The following is a 14396-nucleotide window of genomic DNA, read 5'->3' as shown; positions in this document are numbered from 1 at the left end:
CGCTTCTACAGGGTGATGCAGGCTTGATCGAGTGTGTTTAGTCGCCTGCACGTGGAAGTATAAAATAAACCAGACGAAGAAGCTTAAGCAGTGCCGGGCTCGCCCCAGCCGCCGCCGCCAGGGGTACGGATGCTGAGCACATCGCCGGCGCGCAGCTGCACCTCGCCCTTGGCGGGCAGGCGTATGGCCTGCCCGTCACGGATGAGCAGGTTCTCGCCGGGGGCGCCCATGATGCCGCCGGCCAGGCCATACGGCCGGCCGTGGCGGCGGTCGCTCAGCAGGCTGGCGGTGGCATCGGTCTGCATCAGCAAGTCGCGGCGCAGGCCATCACCGCCTCGGTATTTGCCTACGCCGCCCGTGCCCTCACGCAATTCGTAACGCACCACCTGGATGGGATAGGCATACTCCATCGCTTCGGCGGGCGTATTGAGGGTGTTGGTCATGTGGCTGTGCAAGCCACTTGGCCCATCGGCCGTGGGGCGCGCTCCCATGCCGCCCGCAATGGTCTCGTAATACGTGAAGGCACGGCCGCGGGCAGGATCCCAGCCGCCGATGAGGGTGTTGTTCATTGTGCCCTGGCTGGCGGCAGGAATGACGTGGGGTAAAGCTTTGGCCAGCGCGCCGAAGAGCACATCCACAATGCGTTGCGAGGTCTCGACATTGCCGCCGGCCACCGGGGCGGGCGGCAATGCGCTGACCAGGCTACCCTCAGGCGCCAGGACGCGGATGGCGCGCAGCGAGCCGGTATTGTTGGGCACCTCACTATCCGCCAGACAGCGGAAGACATAATAAACAGCCGAGAGCGTGATAGCGTAGACCGCGTTGACGCTGCCCTTGGCTTGCGGCGCCGTGCCTTCAAAATCCACGGTGGCCTCATCGCCATGAATGCTGACACTGACGCGGATCGGCAACGGGCCGCTGCCGAGGCCGTCATCGTCCAGAGCGTCGGCAAACTCAAAGCGGCCATCCGGCAGGCGGGCGATGAGGGCGCGGGTCAGGCGCTCGGTGTAATCCAGCAGGGCCGCGGCGTAGTGCTGCACTTCCTGCGCGCCGTAGGCGGCCACCAGCTCGCCCAGGCGGCGCACACCGCGCTGGTTGGCGGCGATCTGGGCGCGCAGGTCTCCGGCGCGTTCGTGGGGCGAGCGGGTGTTGCGCAGGATGATGTCCCACACGCCTTGCTGCAGCTGGCCAGCCGCCAGCAGCTTGACCGGCGGCAGGATCAGCCCCTCCTGCACCAGCTCACGCGCGATCGGCATGGAGCCTGGGGCGATGCCGCCGATATCAGCGTGATGGGCGCGGTTGGCTACGAAGCCAGCCAGCTGCCCGGCGACAAAGACTGGCGCGATCAGGGTGATGTCTGGCAGGTGGGTGCCGCCCTGATAGGGATCGTTGAGGATGACCATATCGCCCTCGGCGAAGGTGGCGCTGCGAATGGCGGCCTGCACCGAGAGCGGCATGGCGCCGAGATGGACGGGGATGTGGGCGGCCTGGGCGATCATCTCGCCGTGCGGGTCGAAGAGGGCGCACGAAAAGTCTCGGCGTTCTTTTATATTGGGCGAGAAGCTGGCACGCTGCAGCGCGGCGCCCATTTCCTCAGGGATGCTGGCGAAGAGATGCTTGAAAATTTCGAGGCGTACCAGGGCGGTGTTCATGCCGCGCCGCCGATCGTAATGATCAGGTTCAAGAAGCGATCCACTTCGGCCGTGTCGCCCTGCCCTACCAGGATGGTCGTGTCGGGCCGCACGACGATGGCCGGGCCGGCAAAACGCTGGCCTGCGCCCAGAAGGCTGCCGTCATAGAAGGGCGTCTCGACCCGCGCATGCTCGAAAAGCACCGGGTAGCGGCCCAGCAAGGCCGCGTCCGCTGGAGCGCCGTGCGGCTCAAAGGACGGCAAGGAGGGACGCTGCGTGCGGCCAATGGCCTGCAGACGCAGATTGACAATTTCCACCTGCGCGGCGGTGTTCTGGTAGCCGTAGCTTTCTTCGTGGACGCGGTGGAATTCGGCAAGCAGCTGCGGCGTGAGCGGAACGTTTAGCTCAAACGACTGGCCGGCATAGCGCAGGTCTGCGCTGGCGTGGAACTGCATATCCGCCGCGGCGACGCCTTCGGCAGCCAAATCCGCGCGGCCACTTTCAAGCATGGGAGCCATTTGGGCTTCGATCTCGGCCAGCGCGGTATCGCCCGGCAGCATCACGGTGCGGCTGTGATCCTTGACCACATCCGCCAGCAGCATGCCCAGGGCAGACAGGGTAGCGGCGTGGCGCGGGACAAGCACGCGCGGCATACCAAGGGCGCGCGCCAGGGCTGCGGCATGCAAGCCGCCGGCGCCACCGAAAGCCAGCAGCGTAAAGTCCTGCGGGTCATGTCCTTTCTCAACGGAGATCACCCGCAGCGCCCGGGCCATATGGGCATTCGTAATTTGCAGAGCGCCCAGAGCGCACTCTTCGGCGGTGAGACCCAGTTCGGTGCCCAGGGCTTCAAACGCGGCGCCAGCCCGCCCCGCATCCAGCGGCATCTGGCCGCCGAAGAAGAGATGCGGCTGAATGCGGCCAAGCAGCACATTGGCATCGGTGACGGTGGGCAAGGTACCGCGGCCGTACGCCGCCGGGCCAGGGTTGGCCCCGGCGCTGTGCGGGCCAACCTGCAGGCCGTCACCCGCATCGCGCCAGGCGATGGAGCCGCCGCCAGAACCCACGGTGTGAATGGCCAGCATAGGCACATGCACCGGCAGCCCACCGATGTGTGAAGTACGGCTGACCTGGGCGGAGCCGTGAATGAGGGCCACGTCAGTGGAAGTGCCGCCCATATCAAAGGTGAGGACGCGCCAGTGGCCGGCGGCATGCGCCACCGCCTGGGCCCCCACCAGGCCGCCGGCCGGGCCGCTGAGGATACAGCGCACCGCCTGCTGCCCCGCCTGCAGCGGGCTGGCCATGCCGCCATTGGACTGCATGACCTGCAAGTGGTCGCCCGGCAGTGCGGCGGCCAGGGCGCCGAGGTAGCGGCTCATCACCTGCGAGACGTAAGCGTTGAGCACGGTGGTACTGGCGCGCTCGTACTCGCGGAATTCCGGCAGTATCTGATGTGAGGTGGAGACATTGAAGCCCGCAGCGACAAAGCGGGCTGCCACGGCCTGCTCATGGACCGGGTTGGCAAAGGAGAACAGCAAGCATATGGCGACCGCCTCGATACCCTCGCGCTGGCAATGAGCGACCAGCGCATCCAGGGCGGACTCATCCAGCGGAAGCTGGACGCTGCCATCCGCCGCCACGCGCTCGCGTATCTCCAGGCGGTGTTGGCGCGGCACGAGCGGCGCGGGCGGATCTGCGAACAAGTCATACAGCGCCGGGCGGTTCTGGCGGCCGATGTGCAGCAGGTCACGGAAGCCTTCGGTATTTACCAGGGCGACATTGGCGCCCTTGCGCTCGAGCACGGCGTTGGTGGCGACGGTGCTGCCGTGCACGATCTGTCGTGGGCCGGCCGCCTTGAGGCCAGCCAGCCCCTGCAGGATGGCCTCGGCCGGGTCGTGCGGGGTGGACAGCCGCTTAAAGGTATCCAACTGACCGCTAGCTGGGTCAAAGACGACAAAATCGGTGAAGGTGCCGCCGGTATCTATGCCGATACGCATGGGGCAGATTGTAAGGCAAGGATGGAGAGAGCGAATAGAGATTGGAGATTGCTAGTCGGAACTTGGGACCTTCGGGTGATGTGTCCGACAAACAAAACAGCCAGCAAATGCTGGCTGTTTTTAGTAGCGGGGCCAGGACTCGAACCTGGGACCTTCGGGTTATGAGCCCGACGAGCTGCCACTGCTCCACCCCGCGATGAAGGGCGATACTATCACGCGGGCAGGGCAAACGTCAAGGCCCAGTGTAAAAAAACCAATTCCACCATGTATCGAAGTTGCTTAAGGCGGAATCAAATTGCGCTTCGGGCGTGGGCGCGGAGGGAGTGAAATCGGCGGGGGGCAGCGGAATGACGGGGAAGTCGCCCGGGCGGGCCCAGCGCCCCTGCTCACGCGCCCAAGCTTCCACTGCGGCGTCCGAGTTGGCGTAGGTGATGCGGTCTTGCAGCACCTGCTGCGTGGCGGCCATTTGGGTGATGACAGCCTGCTCGCGCTCCAGCTGATCAGATAAGCGCGAGAACTCAGCGATGCGGCGGCTGAAGCCAAAAAGCACGATGAGCAGGGCAATGATGCCGATGCCCATCCACAGGCGGCGCATGTCGAAGCTTAGATTACGCAACATAAGGTCGAGTGTACCTGCATGAAAATGCAGGCGCAACAGCTACGGCCCGCCAGCCGCGCTGGATTCAGGCGAGCTGAGCGCCTGGAGCATGATGCGGCGCACGCGCTCCTGGTTGGGGATGAGGACCGAGCTGCCAAAGATGTTTCGGTAGGAGATGACATCATCAGGCCCGATGGAATAGCGGTTGATGGACTGGGTGTCCCGAATGATGCCGGCCAGCGGCAGCAGGGGCAGAATGTCCACCAGGCCCATGTTGGTGGTGAGCATTTGCTGGTACTGCGAATACAGCTCCGGGGCGCGGGTGATTGCGTTCAGGCTGAGCAGGCGATAGACGATGGCGGCGATCAGCTCCTGATGGCGACGGCCGCGGTCGTAATCGCTGGTGGTGCCGCGCGAGCGGGCATACCACAGGGCGGTCTCGCCATCCATGTGCACCAGCCCGGAGGGCACGCTGAAGTCGCCCGGGCCTTCGCGCTCATCCCACAGCGGGCGGGCCACCTGTACATCCACTCCACCCAGCGCATCGATCATGCGCATGAAGCCGTCGAAGTTGACCAGCACAAAATAGTCAGGCTTGACGCCAAAGTTGTAGGCAAAGGTGTCGGCCATCATTTCAAAGCCGCCGCGCTGCATGCCCGCGTTGATGCGGGTGATGTACCAGCCGGGGTGATAGACGTACAGGTCGCGCGGGAAGGAGGTGACGCTGACGGTGTTATCCATCGTGTTGATGGTGAGCAGCTCAATCACATCCGTGCGGAAACCGCCATCGCGTGGGCGTTGGTCGCTGCCCATGATGAGGATGTTGATCTGGCCCTCAGGCTGGGGCAGCTTTCCCATCTGAGGGGGAATGTCAATATCGGAGTCCTGGGTGGGGCCGGGGAACTCACCAAAGCCAAGGTCACCCATGGGGAGATCGAGCGTCACCTGGGCGTTGGGGGTTGGCGGTGCAGTTATGGGGCCGGCGGGCAGGAACGGTGTAGGGGTAGGCGTACCCAACGCGGAAGCGGTGGACTGGGGGCGCGCAGGCTGGCAGGCGCCGAGCAGCAGGGCCACAATGAGAGTGAGGAAGAGCAAAGTACGCTTCATGTATCGTTCCGCGTGCAAGACTTGTGCCTGGGCGCAACTAAAGGATAGCCGTTTTCAGACACACTGAGTTAACGCTGGATAAGGCGGATTGTTCCCTAGGAAGCGGGCGCCAGCGGCAGCAAAACGCTGAAGGTGGCCCCCACCCCAGCCTGGCTTTCGACCCAGATGCGGCCGCCGAGGGCCTTTGCGAGGGTTTCGGCAATGGTGAGGCCCACGCCGCTGTCGCCCACGCCGGGGATGACCGGGTTCTGGGCGCGGTAGACGCGCGAGAAGACCCGCGGCAGCGCATCCTCAGGGATGCCGCCGCCGCTGTCAGAGACCTGGATGAGCACATACTGGCCCAGGCCAGGCTCCTCTTCGACCACGGCGCGCAGGGTAATGGCGCTGCCGGCGGGCGAAGCCGCGTCCGCATTCTGCAGGAGGTGGTAAAGAATCTGCTGCAGAGCGTCTTTATCAGTATTGAGCGAAGGCATCTGGCGCGGCAGGTTGACGCGTAGGGCGATGCGCTTCTCCTGCAGCGCTTCGCGCAGCAGGCTGAGCGCATCGTCGATCACGCTGCTGAGGTCTACCAGGCTGCGCTGGACCGACTGGCCCTGCGGGTCAAGCTCGGCGATGCGGATGAGGTTCTCGATGAGCGTGTTCATGCGCTCGGTGGAGCTGCGCACGCGCTCGAGGAATTTGCGCTGCAACGCGCCGAGCAGGCCGACAGACTCGCCGAGCAACAGGTCGGTATAGCCCATGACCGAGGAGAGTGGCTGGCGCAACTCCTGAGCGATAGAGGCGACCAGCTCGACCTGCTCGGCAGGAATCTTGGCGCCGGGCTGCTGCTGGGTGGTCTCCACGATGGCTTGCTGGGCGGCCTGCAGTTTGGTATGCAAGGCGGCCACCTCTTCGAGGGCCAGGCGCAGTTCTTCCTTGGCTTGCTCCACGCTGATCTGGGCGGGCGGCACGCTGCCGCCTACCCCGGCTGCGGCGGGCGCGGCCTGCAAGTCTGAGAGGGATTGCTTGAGGCGCGTATTCTCTTGCTTCAGGGCGGCAAGCAGCTCCTGGCTGCCGTTGGTCACTGTAGCCGGCGCGGTGGGCGACGTTTGCAGGGAGTCAATGTGGGCCAACAGGCGCTCCACATCGGCGCGGTAGCGAGCATTCTCCTGTTGCAGCGTTTCCAGTTCGCTACGCGCCTCCTCCAGCTCGTGGGCGATGGGAGCGACCAGCTGGGTGGCGGGCGTGCTGCGACCGCTCACGCCCAGCGCTTCGGCCAGCTGCTCGCCGAGGGTCTCGGCGTGCTGCTGCAGGACGACCTCATCGGTCGCTTCCCAGGGCGTGACGATGTGCAGCGCCAGCACGGCCCACTGGCGCAGGTCTTGCGGATACTCGAAGGGCGTCATGAGCAGATTGGCCGGGAAGGAGAGGCGCAGCGCTTGCGAAAGGGCGGCCAGCTCGGTGTCGCCAGCGTCGACTTCGTGGCGCAGGATGCGGCCGCGCTGCAGCGCGGCCGCCAGGCGCGGCACCTGGCGCAGGGCGATGCGGGCTGGCTCCACCGGGGCGGAACGTAGCACGTTGTAACCGTATTGGAATTCCAGTTGTAGTTGGGCCTCGTTGTAGGTGGCCAGCACGCACACATCCGCGCCCAAGTCTTGCGCTAACGCACGGGCCAGCTCCTCAGCGCGGCTGAGCTGGATGGCCAGAGCCTCTGGCTCAGGATCATCCAGAATGAAAGCCGGCGTAGAAGGCAACGGGGGTACGGCCTGCTCGTCTTGCTCCATCTCTTCTATAGAAGGCAACTCGGGGCCGAGCTGGAAATCGAATTCGTTCTCATCGCCATCTTCGACCGGTTCGGCAAAGAGGTCATCCAGAGGGTCGGGGGCATCGGTCTCGTCTGACGGCTCAGGCGACGCCTGCTTGGCGGCTTCAGTGGACTGCAAGGCGGCGGGCTGGGCCTGCGCAGGCAGCGCGAACAGCAGCGGCAGCGAGAGCAGCGCGGCGGCCTGGGTCAGCAAGGGAAGGTTGCCGAAGGGTTCGGCCAGCAAGACATGCGCCACCTGCCCCAGCAGCAGCACGGCCAGGTGCAGCAGCCCCAGCGGCTGGCGCGGCTTGACCGCGCCGACCTGAAGCAAGCCCAGCAGGGCCAGCAAGCCCAAAGCGGCGCCCCAGGCGTAATCCACGTCGGTGTAGTTGAAGGCGCTGCCGGCGGGCACGCCCAGCCAGTAGAGCAGCATAAATGCGGTGAGGATGAATGCGCCCAGCACCGGCAGGGCATGGATGAGCTGCACGCCGCGGCCGGGCGCTGCGGGCCGCGCCCACAACCAGGCGATGACGGCGATGCTGATCAGTAGCACGCCGCGCTCCATCGGGGGCGCAGCGGCCTGGGCTGCCGGCTGACCCAGCCAGGCCAGTGCGTAGACCGGCAGCTGGATGAGGCGCAGGCCCATCAGCACGCCCAGCCCGGTGGCGACGCGGCGGTCAAGCCCGGCGGTTCCGGCTCGGCTGTGCAGCCACACGCTGGCAGCTGAGAGCAGCAGCAGGGTGAGAAGAGCGTAGAACGCGCCGGTCAGCGGGCTGTCAAGAATGGCGAGCATGGTTGATTCGTAGCATTATAAATGAGCCCCTTATTGCGTGCTACGCGCAAGCAATGCGGCACTTGCCCGTTGACATGGAATTGATTCAAGTTAGAATACTGCCTTCTGTGACGCAGAGTTACGCCGAAGTGGCGGAACTGGCAGACGCGCTACGTTCAGGGCGTAGTGGGCGAAAGCTCGTGTGGGTTCGACTCCCACCTTCGGCACAGAAAAACAGCCAGGCAAAGCCTGGCTGTTTTGATTCTTGTTACATGCCGGCGTACTTGACGAAGTCAAAGTACGCCGAGATGAGGATGAACGGCACGAAGATGGCGGCGATGAGCAGGTAGCGCTTGCGCCAGTTGGTGTTCCACAGGGTGACGAGGTTGTAGCCGATGACACCGATCGCCAGCGCCCCTGCCCCAATGTTGACCAGCGGGGAAAAGGTATCGCCCCACCCCAGCAACGGCACCACCAGCGGCACGATGATGTATTGCAGAGTGCAGCGGATGGCGGTGAGGATGATAGGGATGCCGAGCACGGTGCTGCCATAGGCAGCCAGCGGCGGGGTTTCGGTGGTGATGGTTTCTTGCTTGGTGACCATGGGTTAATTATAGACCCATTGCCTGTGTCTGTCATTGCGAGCGCCGCGCAGCGGCGCATGAAGCAATCTGCCCTCGTGAGCCACACGATAAATAGACGAGATTTGGAAGATACATGAGCAGGGATTCCTCACTGAGACGGGTTCGGCGGTCTGGTGTGGGTTTCAATGCCCGTTCGGAATGACACGGGGAGGATGGCACAGCTCCAGTGTCATCCTGAGCGAAAGCGAAGGATATTTGCTGATTGAGTGATGGATACACGCGATTTGGAAAGCGCAGACATTACTTTCAGCAAACTTGAACTCAACACCACCTCTACGATTGCCCTTCGCTGCGCTCAGGGCGACACGATCCCGGACGACGGGTTGATAAAAGAGCGGCCGTGCGGCCGCTCTTTTATTCTGTTAGTGCCCGCCGCCAGAGGCAGTAGGCGTCTTTGCCTTCGTCACCCAGGCTTCCTCGGCTTGCAGGGCGCGCACGGAGCCGGGCTGGATCTTGCGGTAGACCGCGTGCGGTTGGCGAGCTACGCCGTCCACCTCCAGCAGGCGGGCGAGCGGGATGCCGAACAGGCGCTCGTTCTCCTGCAGATACGGCAGGATCAGCGCCCAGTCAGCCTCACTAAGCGGCACGAATTCACCGCCGTTGAGCTGCTCGGCAACCACGCGCTGGTGCGGGTCACGCACGTAGATGGCGCCGCCGGAGGCAAGCGAGAACAGATTGCTGCCGGGGTATGGCGTCTCGAGCTCGGCAATGTGGCCGTCTTCGTCAAACAGGATGCCGTTGAGCACCACGAAGCCACCGCCGTTGAGCGGGTCGCCGGCCATGAACGATTCCGCCAGGTAGTCAAGACAGGTGCCGTTGATGACCACGCGCGGCTTGCCCACCGCATTGATGAGCGGGCGGCCGGCGGCATTGCCGAGGATGTAGGCGCTGCCACCCTTGGCGCCGTACATGAAGGTTTGGCCCACATCGCCATGCACCACGAGGCGGCCAGCCTTCATTATCTGGGCCAGCTGGTCCTGCCCGTTGTTGTGGACGGTGATGGTGGCGCCATCCAGGCCGGAAGCGAGATAGTCGCCCGCCGAGCCATAGGTATGAATGTGCACATCCTGCGTGCTGATACCGATGCCGTTGCCGATGAAGCGCTGGCCGCGCAGGTGAATGATGAGGATGTGGCGGAAGCCGGCGGCCACGATGCGCTGCACTTCGCGGCCCACCGAGTCGTCGCCTTGCGGCGGGTAGCCCTGCGCGTCGAGGATGATGACCTGCTCGGCGCTGGCGGCTTTGGGCAACTCGGCCCCGTAGACGTGATATGCGTAGCCGGGGCCGGGGGCTTGGCGGATGGCGGCCATGACGCGCTCGAACGAGGCGTCCACCAGCGAGACCAGGCTGCTGCGGCGCAGGCTGCCGGTGGGATAGCGGCGATCCATGAGCAGCGAGAGCAACTCAATGGCGCGGGCGCGGCCAGCATCGTCGTTGGCGCTGGCTTCAACACCGGCCAGGAAATCCTGGATCTGCTGGTAGTTCCAGCCGGGCAGCTGGGTCTGCGCCCAATCGTAGAGTTCGGTTGCCCTGCCCTGCGGCAGCGTCATGGCAGACGGCGTGTATGGTGAGCGGTCGTAGGCAGCGCGGCGGGTGGGCTGCTTGACCGGCTCGCCGAACTTGTTGGTGAGCACCAGCTTTGGCTTGGTCTTGTAATCGTCATGCACGCTGAACAGGAAGGCGCCGCCATCGGTGTGGCTGCCGCCGCGGGCGTTCCAGTAGCGGTCCGCGCGTGACCAGAAGCGCGGGTCCTCAGCGGCCAGGCTGATCATGGCGGCGTCAATGCCTTGCTTCTCCGAGGCGGCCATGGCGATCGAGACGCTTTCACCGTCAACAGTGCTCTCCTGCCAGGCGAACACCTGCGGGCGCAGCATGCTGGTGTCGGTGATGCCGGTCAGGCGGTAAACCGCCTCGCCCTGCCCGCCTTCGTCGGCCTGGGCGATGAGGAAGAACCACGGCCCATCTGGCGAGGAGTGGATGTGGCTGCTCTGCAGCATGGAGTAGATGCGCTGCTTATCAGCGGGCAGCAGGGTGAAGTCACGCTCGGTGGTGGGCGCCAGCGCTTCGATGACGTATTCGAGCGGATACTTGTAAGTGCGGTACAGCAGGTCAAAGACCTGCACGGCCACTTCGGTATCCGTCAGATACAGCGGGAATATGTTGCGCTGCGCCAAATATTCACTGATGGAGGCGTGGTTGGCAAAGTCGCCATTGTGAACGAGAGCTTCGTTCATGCCGATGAAGGGATGGGCGCCACCCGGGTGCCAGACGCGGCCCTTGGTGGGATAGCGGTGATGGCCGATCCACACATGGGCGTGCATGTCTTCCAGTTGGTAGTAGCGGATCACATCGTCGCCATACCCCACCATTTTGAGCACCAGCAGGTTCTTGGCATGCGAGAGCACAAAGGCGCGCTTCTCGCCCAGCGAGGCGTAAAAAGTGGTGTTGATCTTGAAGCTATTCTGGTAGACGTACTCGTCTTCCCCGGCGCGGGCGGGCAGATTGGCAAAGTCGTGCTGGGCGCGGAAGGCGGCCAGCGCATCGGCTTTGGGGCGCACAAAATACTGCACCACGTCCGGCGGGCGCACATCCAGGCCGGCGATCTGGGTGTGATCAGCCATCTGAGGCTGCTCACGCACATGGTCGATCTCGAATACCGGGTGAATGTACTGCGCCTCGACCTCGGCACGGGCGGCCGGGTCCATGTAGGCCATGGCGAGCAAGTAGTCGTTGTGCAGCACATCTGGGCTGACACCAAATTCCGCCGCGTCCAGGCCTACGGCGGCGATGCCGCCGCCTTTGCCGTTGCCGCGGTTGCTCATTTGCGCCAGGGCGGCCAGCATGTGGCGGGCGGCGACGCGCTCGCTGCTGGCCATGCCGATCACGCCGCAGCCGCCCTCGGCGGCTTCGTCTCGGTTGAATTCGGTCAGGTCAGTGCGCGGCAAGCGGCCGCGGCTGGCGAGGATACGGGTCAGGTCGTTAGTCATCACAGTCTCCTCAGCCCACATACTTGAGCAGATCACGGCGGCCGCGCAGCTCACGGATGCTGTGCAAGCCCAGCTTGCGCAGCAGGTCACGCAGCTGGGCGGCGTAGGCGGTGTACATATTGACGATGCGCTGCTGGCCCCAGTCGGCGGGCATTAGCTGCTGTAGCAGCGGGTCGGTGGTGGTGAGGCCGAAGGGGCAGCCGCGACCACGCTCGCAGTTGCTGCAGCGCGTGCAGCCAATCGCGATCAGTTCGGCCGTACCCATGACGCAGCCATCCGCGCCAAGGGCGATGGCCTTGGCGACGTCGTAGGCAGTGCGCACACCACCGCTGGCCATCAAGGTCACTTCCTCGCGCACATTTTCGCTGACCAGGTATTTGTGCACCTTGGGGATGGCGAACTCGATCGGCATGGCGATGTTCTTTTTGGCAATTTCCGGCGCGGCGCCGGTGCCACCGTACGAGCCATCCAGGTGGACGATGTGCGCGCCGGCGAAATACGAACCGACCGCCACCATGTCTACATCGGTCGGCGTGGACACTTTGACGGAAACGAGGGCACGCGGATTGGTAGTGCGGATCCAGTCCACATGCTTACGGTGGTCTTCGACCGAATACACAGAGTGGAAGGGGAACGGCGAGAACAAGCTGACCCAGGGCACGCTCTCACGCATGGCGGCGACCACATCGGTGGCCTTGTCGCCCAGCAGGTGGCCGCCCAGGCCGGGCTTGGCGCCCTGGGCGTACTTGAACTCGACGATGGGCGCGTACTGGATGGTTTCCTCGCGCACGCCAAACATGCCGGTGGCCACTTGGGTGATGATGTGGTCTTTGTACGGCACCAGCGACGGCGGGTAACCGCCCTCCCCCGTGCTGGTGAAGGTGCCCAGCTGCTGGGCGGCGCGGGCGCGCGCCTGCATGACGTGCTCGCTGATCGAGCCGTAGGACATGCCGCCGCCATACATCGGCAGGTCTATCTTGAGCTGTGCGCCATCGTCGCGGCGGTTGAGCGGGATAGAGAGATCAATCTCAGTATCAGCAGGAAGCCATTTATCTTCGCTGGGAATGTTGAAATCCAGCACGTCAAAGCCGCCGCCAGAAGCGCCGATCTTGTATTCCAGGCCGTTGTCGGGTGGTTTGCCAGTCTCGGCCATCAGCCAGGTGGCAAGGATCAGGTCTTGCGTCCAGCGGCTGTCGCCGAGGGCGGGCGGAGCCTCCTCGGCGCGCGGCCAATAGGCGAAGCCTCTATGAAAATTCGCGATGTGCTTTTCGACGATGAGTTGCTCGTCGGTCTTTCCAGCAATGCTAGCCATTTGCAGCCTCCGAATACCCCAGCAGGCCGGCAAAGGCATCTGCTTCCAGTGTCTTCATGAACATGGCGCGGCCCATCTCGCCGCGCAGGCGGCGCACTTCACGCAGGCCCATGGCGCCGAGAATTTCGAGCAGTTGGTCACGCCAGGACGCGGCCAGGTTCTTGAGGCGCTGCACGCCCCAGGCCTCGTTGAGGCCAGCGGGCAGCGAGAAGCGGCTGGCGGTGCGGCTGGCGCATTCGCCCTCAAAGCGGGCTTGCAGGGCCACCAGCGGCGGCGTGTCCACAGCCACCGCATCCAGCCCGCAGATCATGGCCTTGGGCATGTGCTCGGCGGCGATCATGCCGCCGCTACCCAGCAAGGTCACTTCTTCGCGGATGCCGGCGTCAACGAAGGCTTTGTGCGCATCGCGGATCAGGTCGAGCACGAAGCGGCCATCGGCGCTACGGCCGTGATAGTCGGCCACCAGGTGGAACACTTTGACGCCGCGCTGGGCATAGCCCACCAGGGCAGGCGCATCCCCAAAGCCGGTGCGTAGGGCGATGATGGCCTGGGGGAAGGCGGCGATGATGGCGGCATACAGTCCATCATCCCAGCCGTGCATCTCAACCATGCGCGGGGTGAAGCCGAGCTGGCCCAGCTGTTGTGCGTGCTCCGCACGCACAACCGGCACGATGGCGTGGGCGTATTGGCCCAGGCCGAGGGCTTGCTCAAACGGCAAAACGGCGAGCGTATCCAGCTCGGCGGCGGCGCAGGCGTACATGCGGGCGATGTGACCGTCGCGGGGCAGATCGCCACCATCGAACAAAATGGGAAGCTGGATGGAAAGATAGTGCGGAGTGTTGCCCACCGGTTGGCCGGCCGCGTCGAATTGCAGGAAGTTGGGCGTGTAGCCGATATCTACGACGGTGGAGATGGTCTCGCGACCGTGAATGCCGTCCCGCGTGGGGCGCACGATCTCGGACATATCCGTCCACATGCCGTCCCAGCCCTCGCCGCCAAACTTGCCGCGGTAGCCGGCTCCGCGCACAGGCACCAGGCCACTGGACGCCTCATACGCGATCTGGTCCACATAGTTGAAGGTGAAGTACGAGTCGCCCAGTTTCTGGCGCTCGGGGTTGTGCTCGATGCGCACGAACTCGGGGAACTCGGTGGTGCAGCGCAGGCAGCCCACGCAGTGCTCCTCGCGCGGCATGAAGCCGCCCACCGGGCCGGAGAACACTCCGTACATGCATGGCCGGCTGAGGATTACATCTTTGCGGCCGCGGTAATGCACGATTTCAGATAACAGCAGCTTGGCCAGGCCAGTGCGGCGCACTTTGACCTTGAAGCGGCTGGGCCATTTTTCAATATCGGGTGCGGGCTTGGTGGGGATGTGATAGCGGTGATAGCCGCTGGAGGGTGAGCCTGTTGGCACGTGGGTCATTCCGTAACCTTCCTGCCCAACAAAAAATGGGCACATGGCGTGCCCATTCACAGGTCACACCTTCCAATGTGTATATGCAGGCACACTCCACCACTAAATGTGAGTGCGCTCACAACTACTGCCGCGCTGTTTGTCTCGCCCGTCA

At 64.2% G+C, this 14396-nt stretch carries 9 protein-coding genes and 2 tRNA genes; 1 reads left to right on the top strand and 10 read right to left on the bottom strand.

Going from position 1 to position 14396, the window contains the following annotated elements:
* Positions 1-83 precede the first annotated feature (83 nt).
* The 6 genes from KIT08_08755 to KIT08_08730 all read right to left on the bottom strand — a co-directional run bounded on the left by KIT08_08755 (position 84) and on the right by KIT08_08730 (position 7906).
* Positions 84-1652, bottom strand: coding sequence for a hydantoinase B/oxoprolinase family protein (locus KIT08_08755; protein UYN89176.1), 1569 nt, complete (start codon positions 1650-1652; stop codon positions 84-86).
* On the bottom strand, positions 1649-3625 hold the full coding sequence (locus tag KIT08_08750; protein UYN89175.1) for a hydantoinase/oxoprolinase family protein: 1977 nt from the start codon (positions 3623-3625) through the stop codon (positions 1649-1651). Before KIT08_08750 ends, KIT08_08755 begins: the two co-directional genes overlap by 4 nt.
* Before the next feature lie 124 nt (positions 3626-3749).
* Positions 3750-3821 (bottom strand) — tRNA-Met (locus tag KIT08_08745).
* 36 nt (positions 3822-3857) lie between these two features.
* On the bottom strand, positions 3858-4244 hold the full coding sequence (locus tag KIT08_08740) for a hypothetical protein (GenBank protein ID UYN89174.1): 387 nt from the start codon (positions 4242-4244) through the stop codon (positions 3858-3860).
* Positions 4245-4283: 39 nt separating this feature from the next.
* Entirely contained in the window at positions 4284-5330 is a 1047-nt protein-coding gene (locus KIT08_08735) for an LCP family protein (protein UYN89173.1), read from the bottom strand.
* A 95-nt stretch (positions 5331-5425) separates the two neighbouring features.
* The gene (locus KIT08_08730; GenBank protein UYN89172.1) at positions 5426-7906 is read right to left on the bottom strand and encodes a hypothetical protein; all 2481 of its coding nucleotides are present in this window, start codon (positions 7904-7906) and stop codon (positions 5426-5428) included.
* A gap of 122 nt (positions 7907-8028) precedes the next feature.
* On the opposite strand from KIT08_08730, the gene KIT08_08725 reads away from it, so the two are divergent.
* Positions 8029-8112 (top strand) — tRNA-Leu (locus KIT08_08725).
* 41 nt (positions 8113-8153) lie between these two features.
* Here the strand turns inward: KIT08_08725 and KIT08_08720 are convergent.
* The 4 genes from KIT08_08720 to KIT08_08705 all read right to left on the bottom strand — a co-directional run bounded on the left by KIT08_08720 (position 8154) and on the right by KIT08_08705 (position 14251).
* Positions 8154-8489 carry a hypothetical protein gene (locus KIT08_08720; protein ID UYN89171.1) on the bottom strand — a complete coding sequence of 112 codons (336 nt, stop codon included), beginning with the start codon at positions 8487-8489 and terminating at the stop codon, positions 8154-8156.
* Between the two features lie 402 nt (positions 8490-8891).
* Positions 8892-11516, bottom strand: coding sequence for a hypothetical protein (locus KIT08_08715; protein ID UYN89170.1), 2625 nt, complete (start codon positions 11514-11516; stop codon positions 8892-8894).
* A gap of 10 nt (positions 11517-11526) precedes the next feature.
* Positions 11527-12828 carry an alpha-hydroxy-acid oxidizing protein gene (locus KIT08_08710; protein UYN89169.1) on the bottom strand — a complete coding sequence of 434 codons (1302 nt, stop codon included), beginning with the start codon at positions 12826-12828 and terminating at the stop codon, positions 11527-11529.
* Positions 12821-14251 (bottom strand): hypothetical protein, encoded by a 1431-nt coding sequence (locus KIT08_08705; GenBank protein ID UYN89168.1) that lies wholly within the window; start codon positions 14249-14251, stop codon positions 12821-12823. The genes KIT08_08710 and KIT08_08705 overlap by 8 nt, the downstream gene beginning before the upstream one ends.
* Positions 14252-14396: the final 145 nt, after the last annotated feature.

Source organism: Anaerolineales bacterium (assembly GCA_025808555.1).
Taxonomy (GTDB): domain Bacteria; phylum Chloroflexota; class Anaerolineae; order Anaerolineales; family UBA11579; genus JAMCZK01.
Note: the sequence above shows the minus strand (reverse complement) of the source record. Positions and strands in the feature narration are given on the sequence as shown.

Coding starts and splice junctions, on each gene's coding strand:
- KIT08_08755 (UYN89176.1), bottom strand. CDS start 1,652: ATGAACACCGCCCTGGTACGCCTCGAAATTTTCAAGCATCTCTTCGCC.
- KIT08_08750 (UYN89175.1), bottom strand. CDS start 3,625: ATGCGTATCGGCATAGATACCGGCGGCACCTTCACCGATTTTGTCGTC.
- KIT08_08740 (UYN89174.1), bottom strand. CDS start 4,244: ATGTTGCGTAATCTAAGCTTCGACATGCGCCGCCTGTGGATGGGCATC.
- KIT08_08735 (UYN89173.1), bottom strand. CDS start 5,330: ATGAAGCGTACTTTGCTCTTCCTCACTCTCATTGTGGCCCTGCTGCTC.
- KIT08_08730 (UYN89172.1), bottom strand. CDS start 7,906: ATGCTCGCCATTCTTGACAGCCCGCTGACCGGCGCGTTCTACGCTCTT.
- KIT08_08720 (UYN89171.1), bottom strand. CDS start 8,489: ATGGTCACCAAGCAAGAAACCATCACCACCGAAACCCCGCCGCTGGCT.
- KIT08_08715 (UYN89170.1), bottom strand. CDS start 11,516: ATGACTAACGACCTGACCCGTATCCTCGCCAGCCGCGGCCGCTTGCCG.
- KIT08_08710 (UYN89169.1), bottom strand. CDS start 12,828: ATGGCTAGCATTGCTGGAAAGACCGACGAGCAACTCATCGTCGAAAAG.
- KIT08_08705 (UYN89168.1), bottom strand. CDS start 14,251: ATGACCCACGTGCCAACAGGCTCACCCTCCAGCGGCTATCACCGCTAT.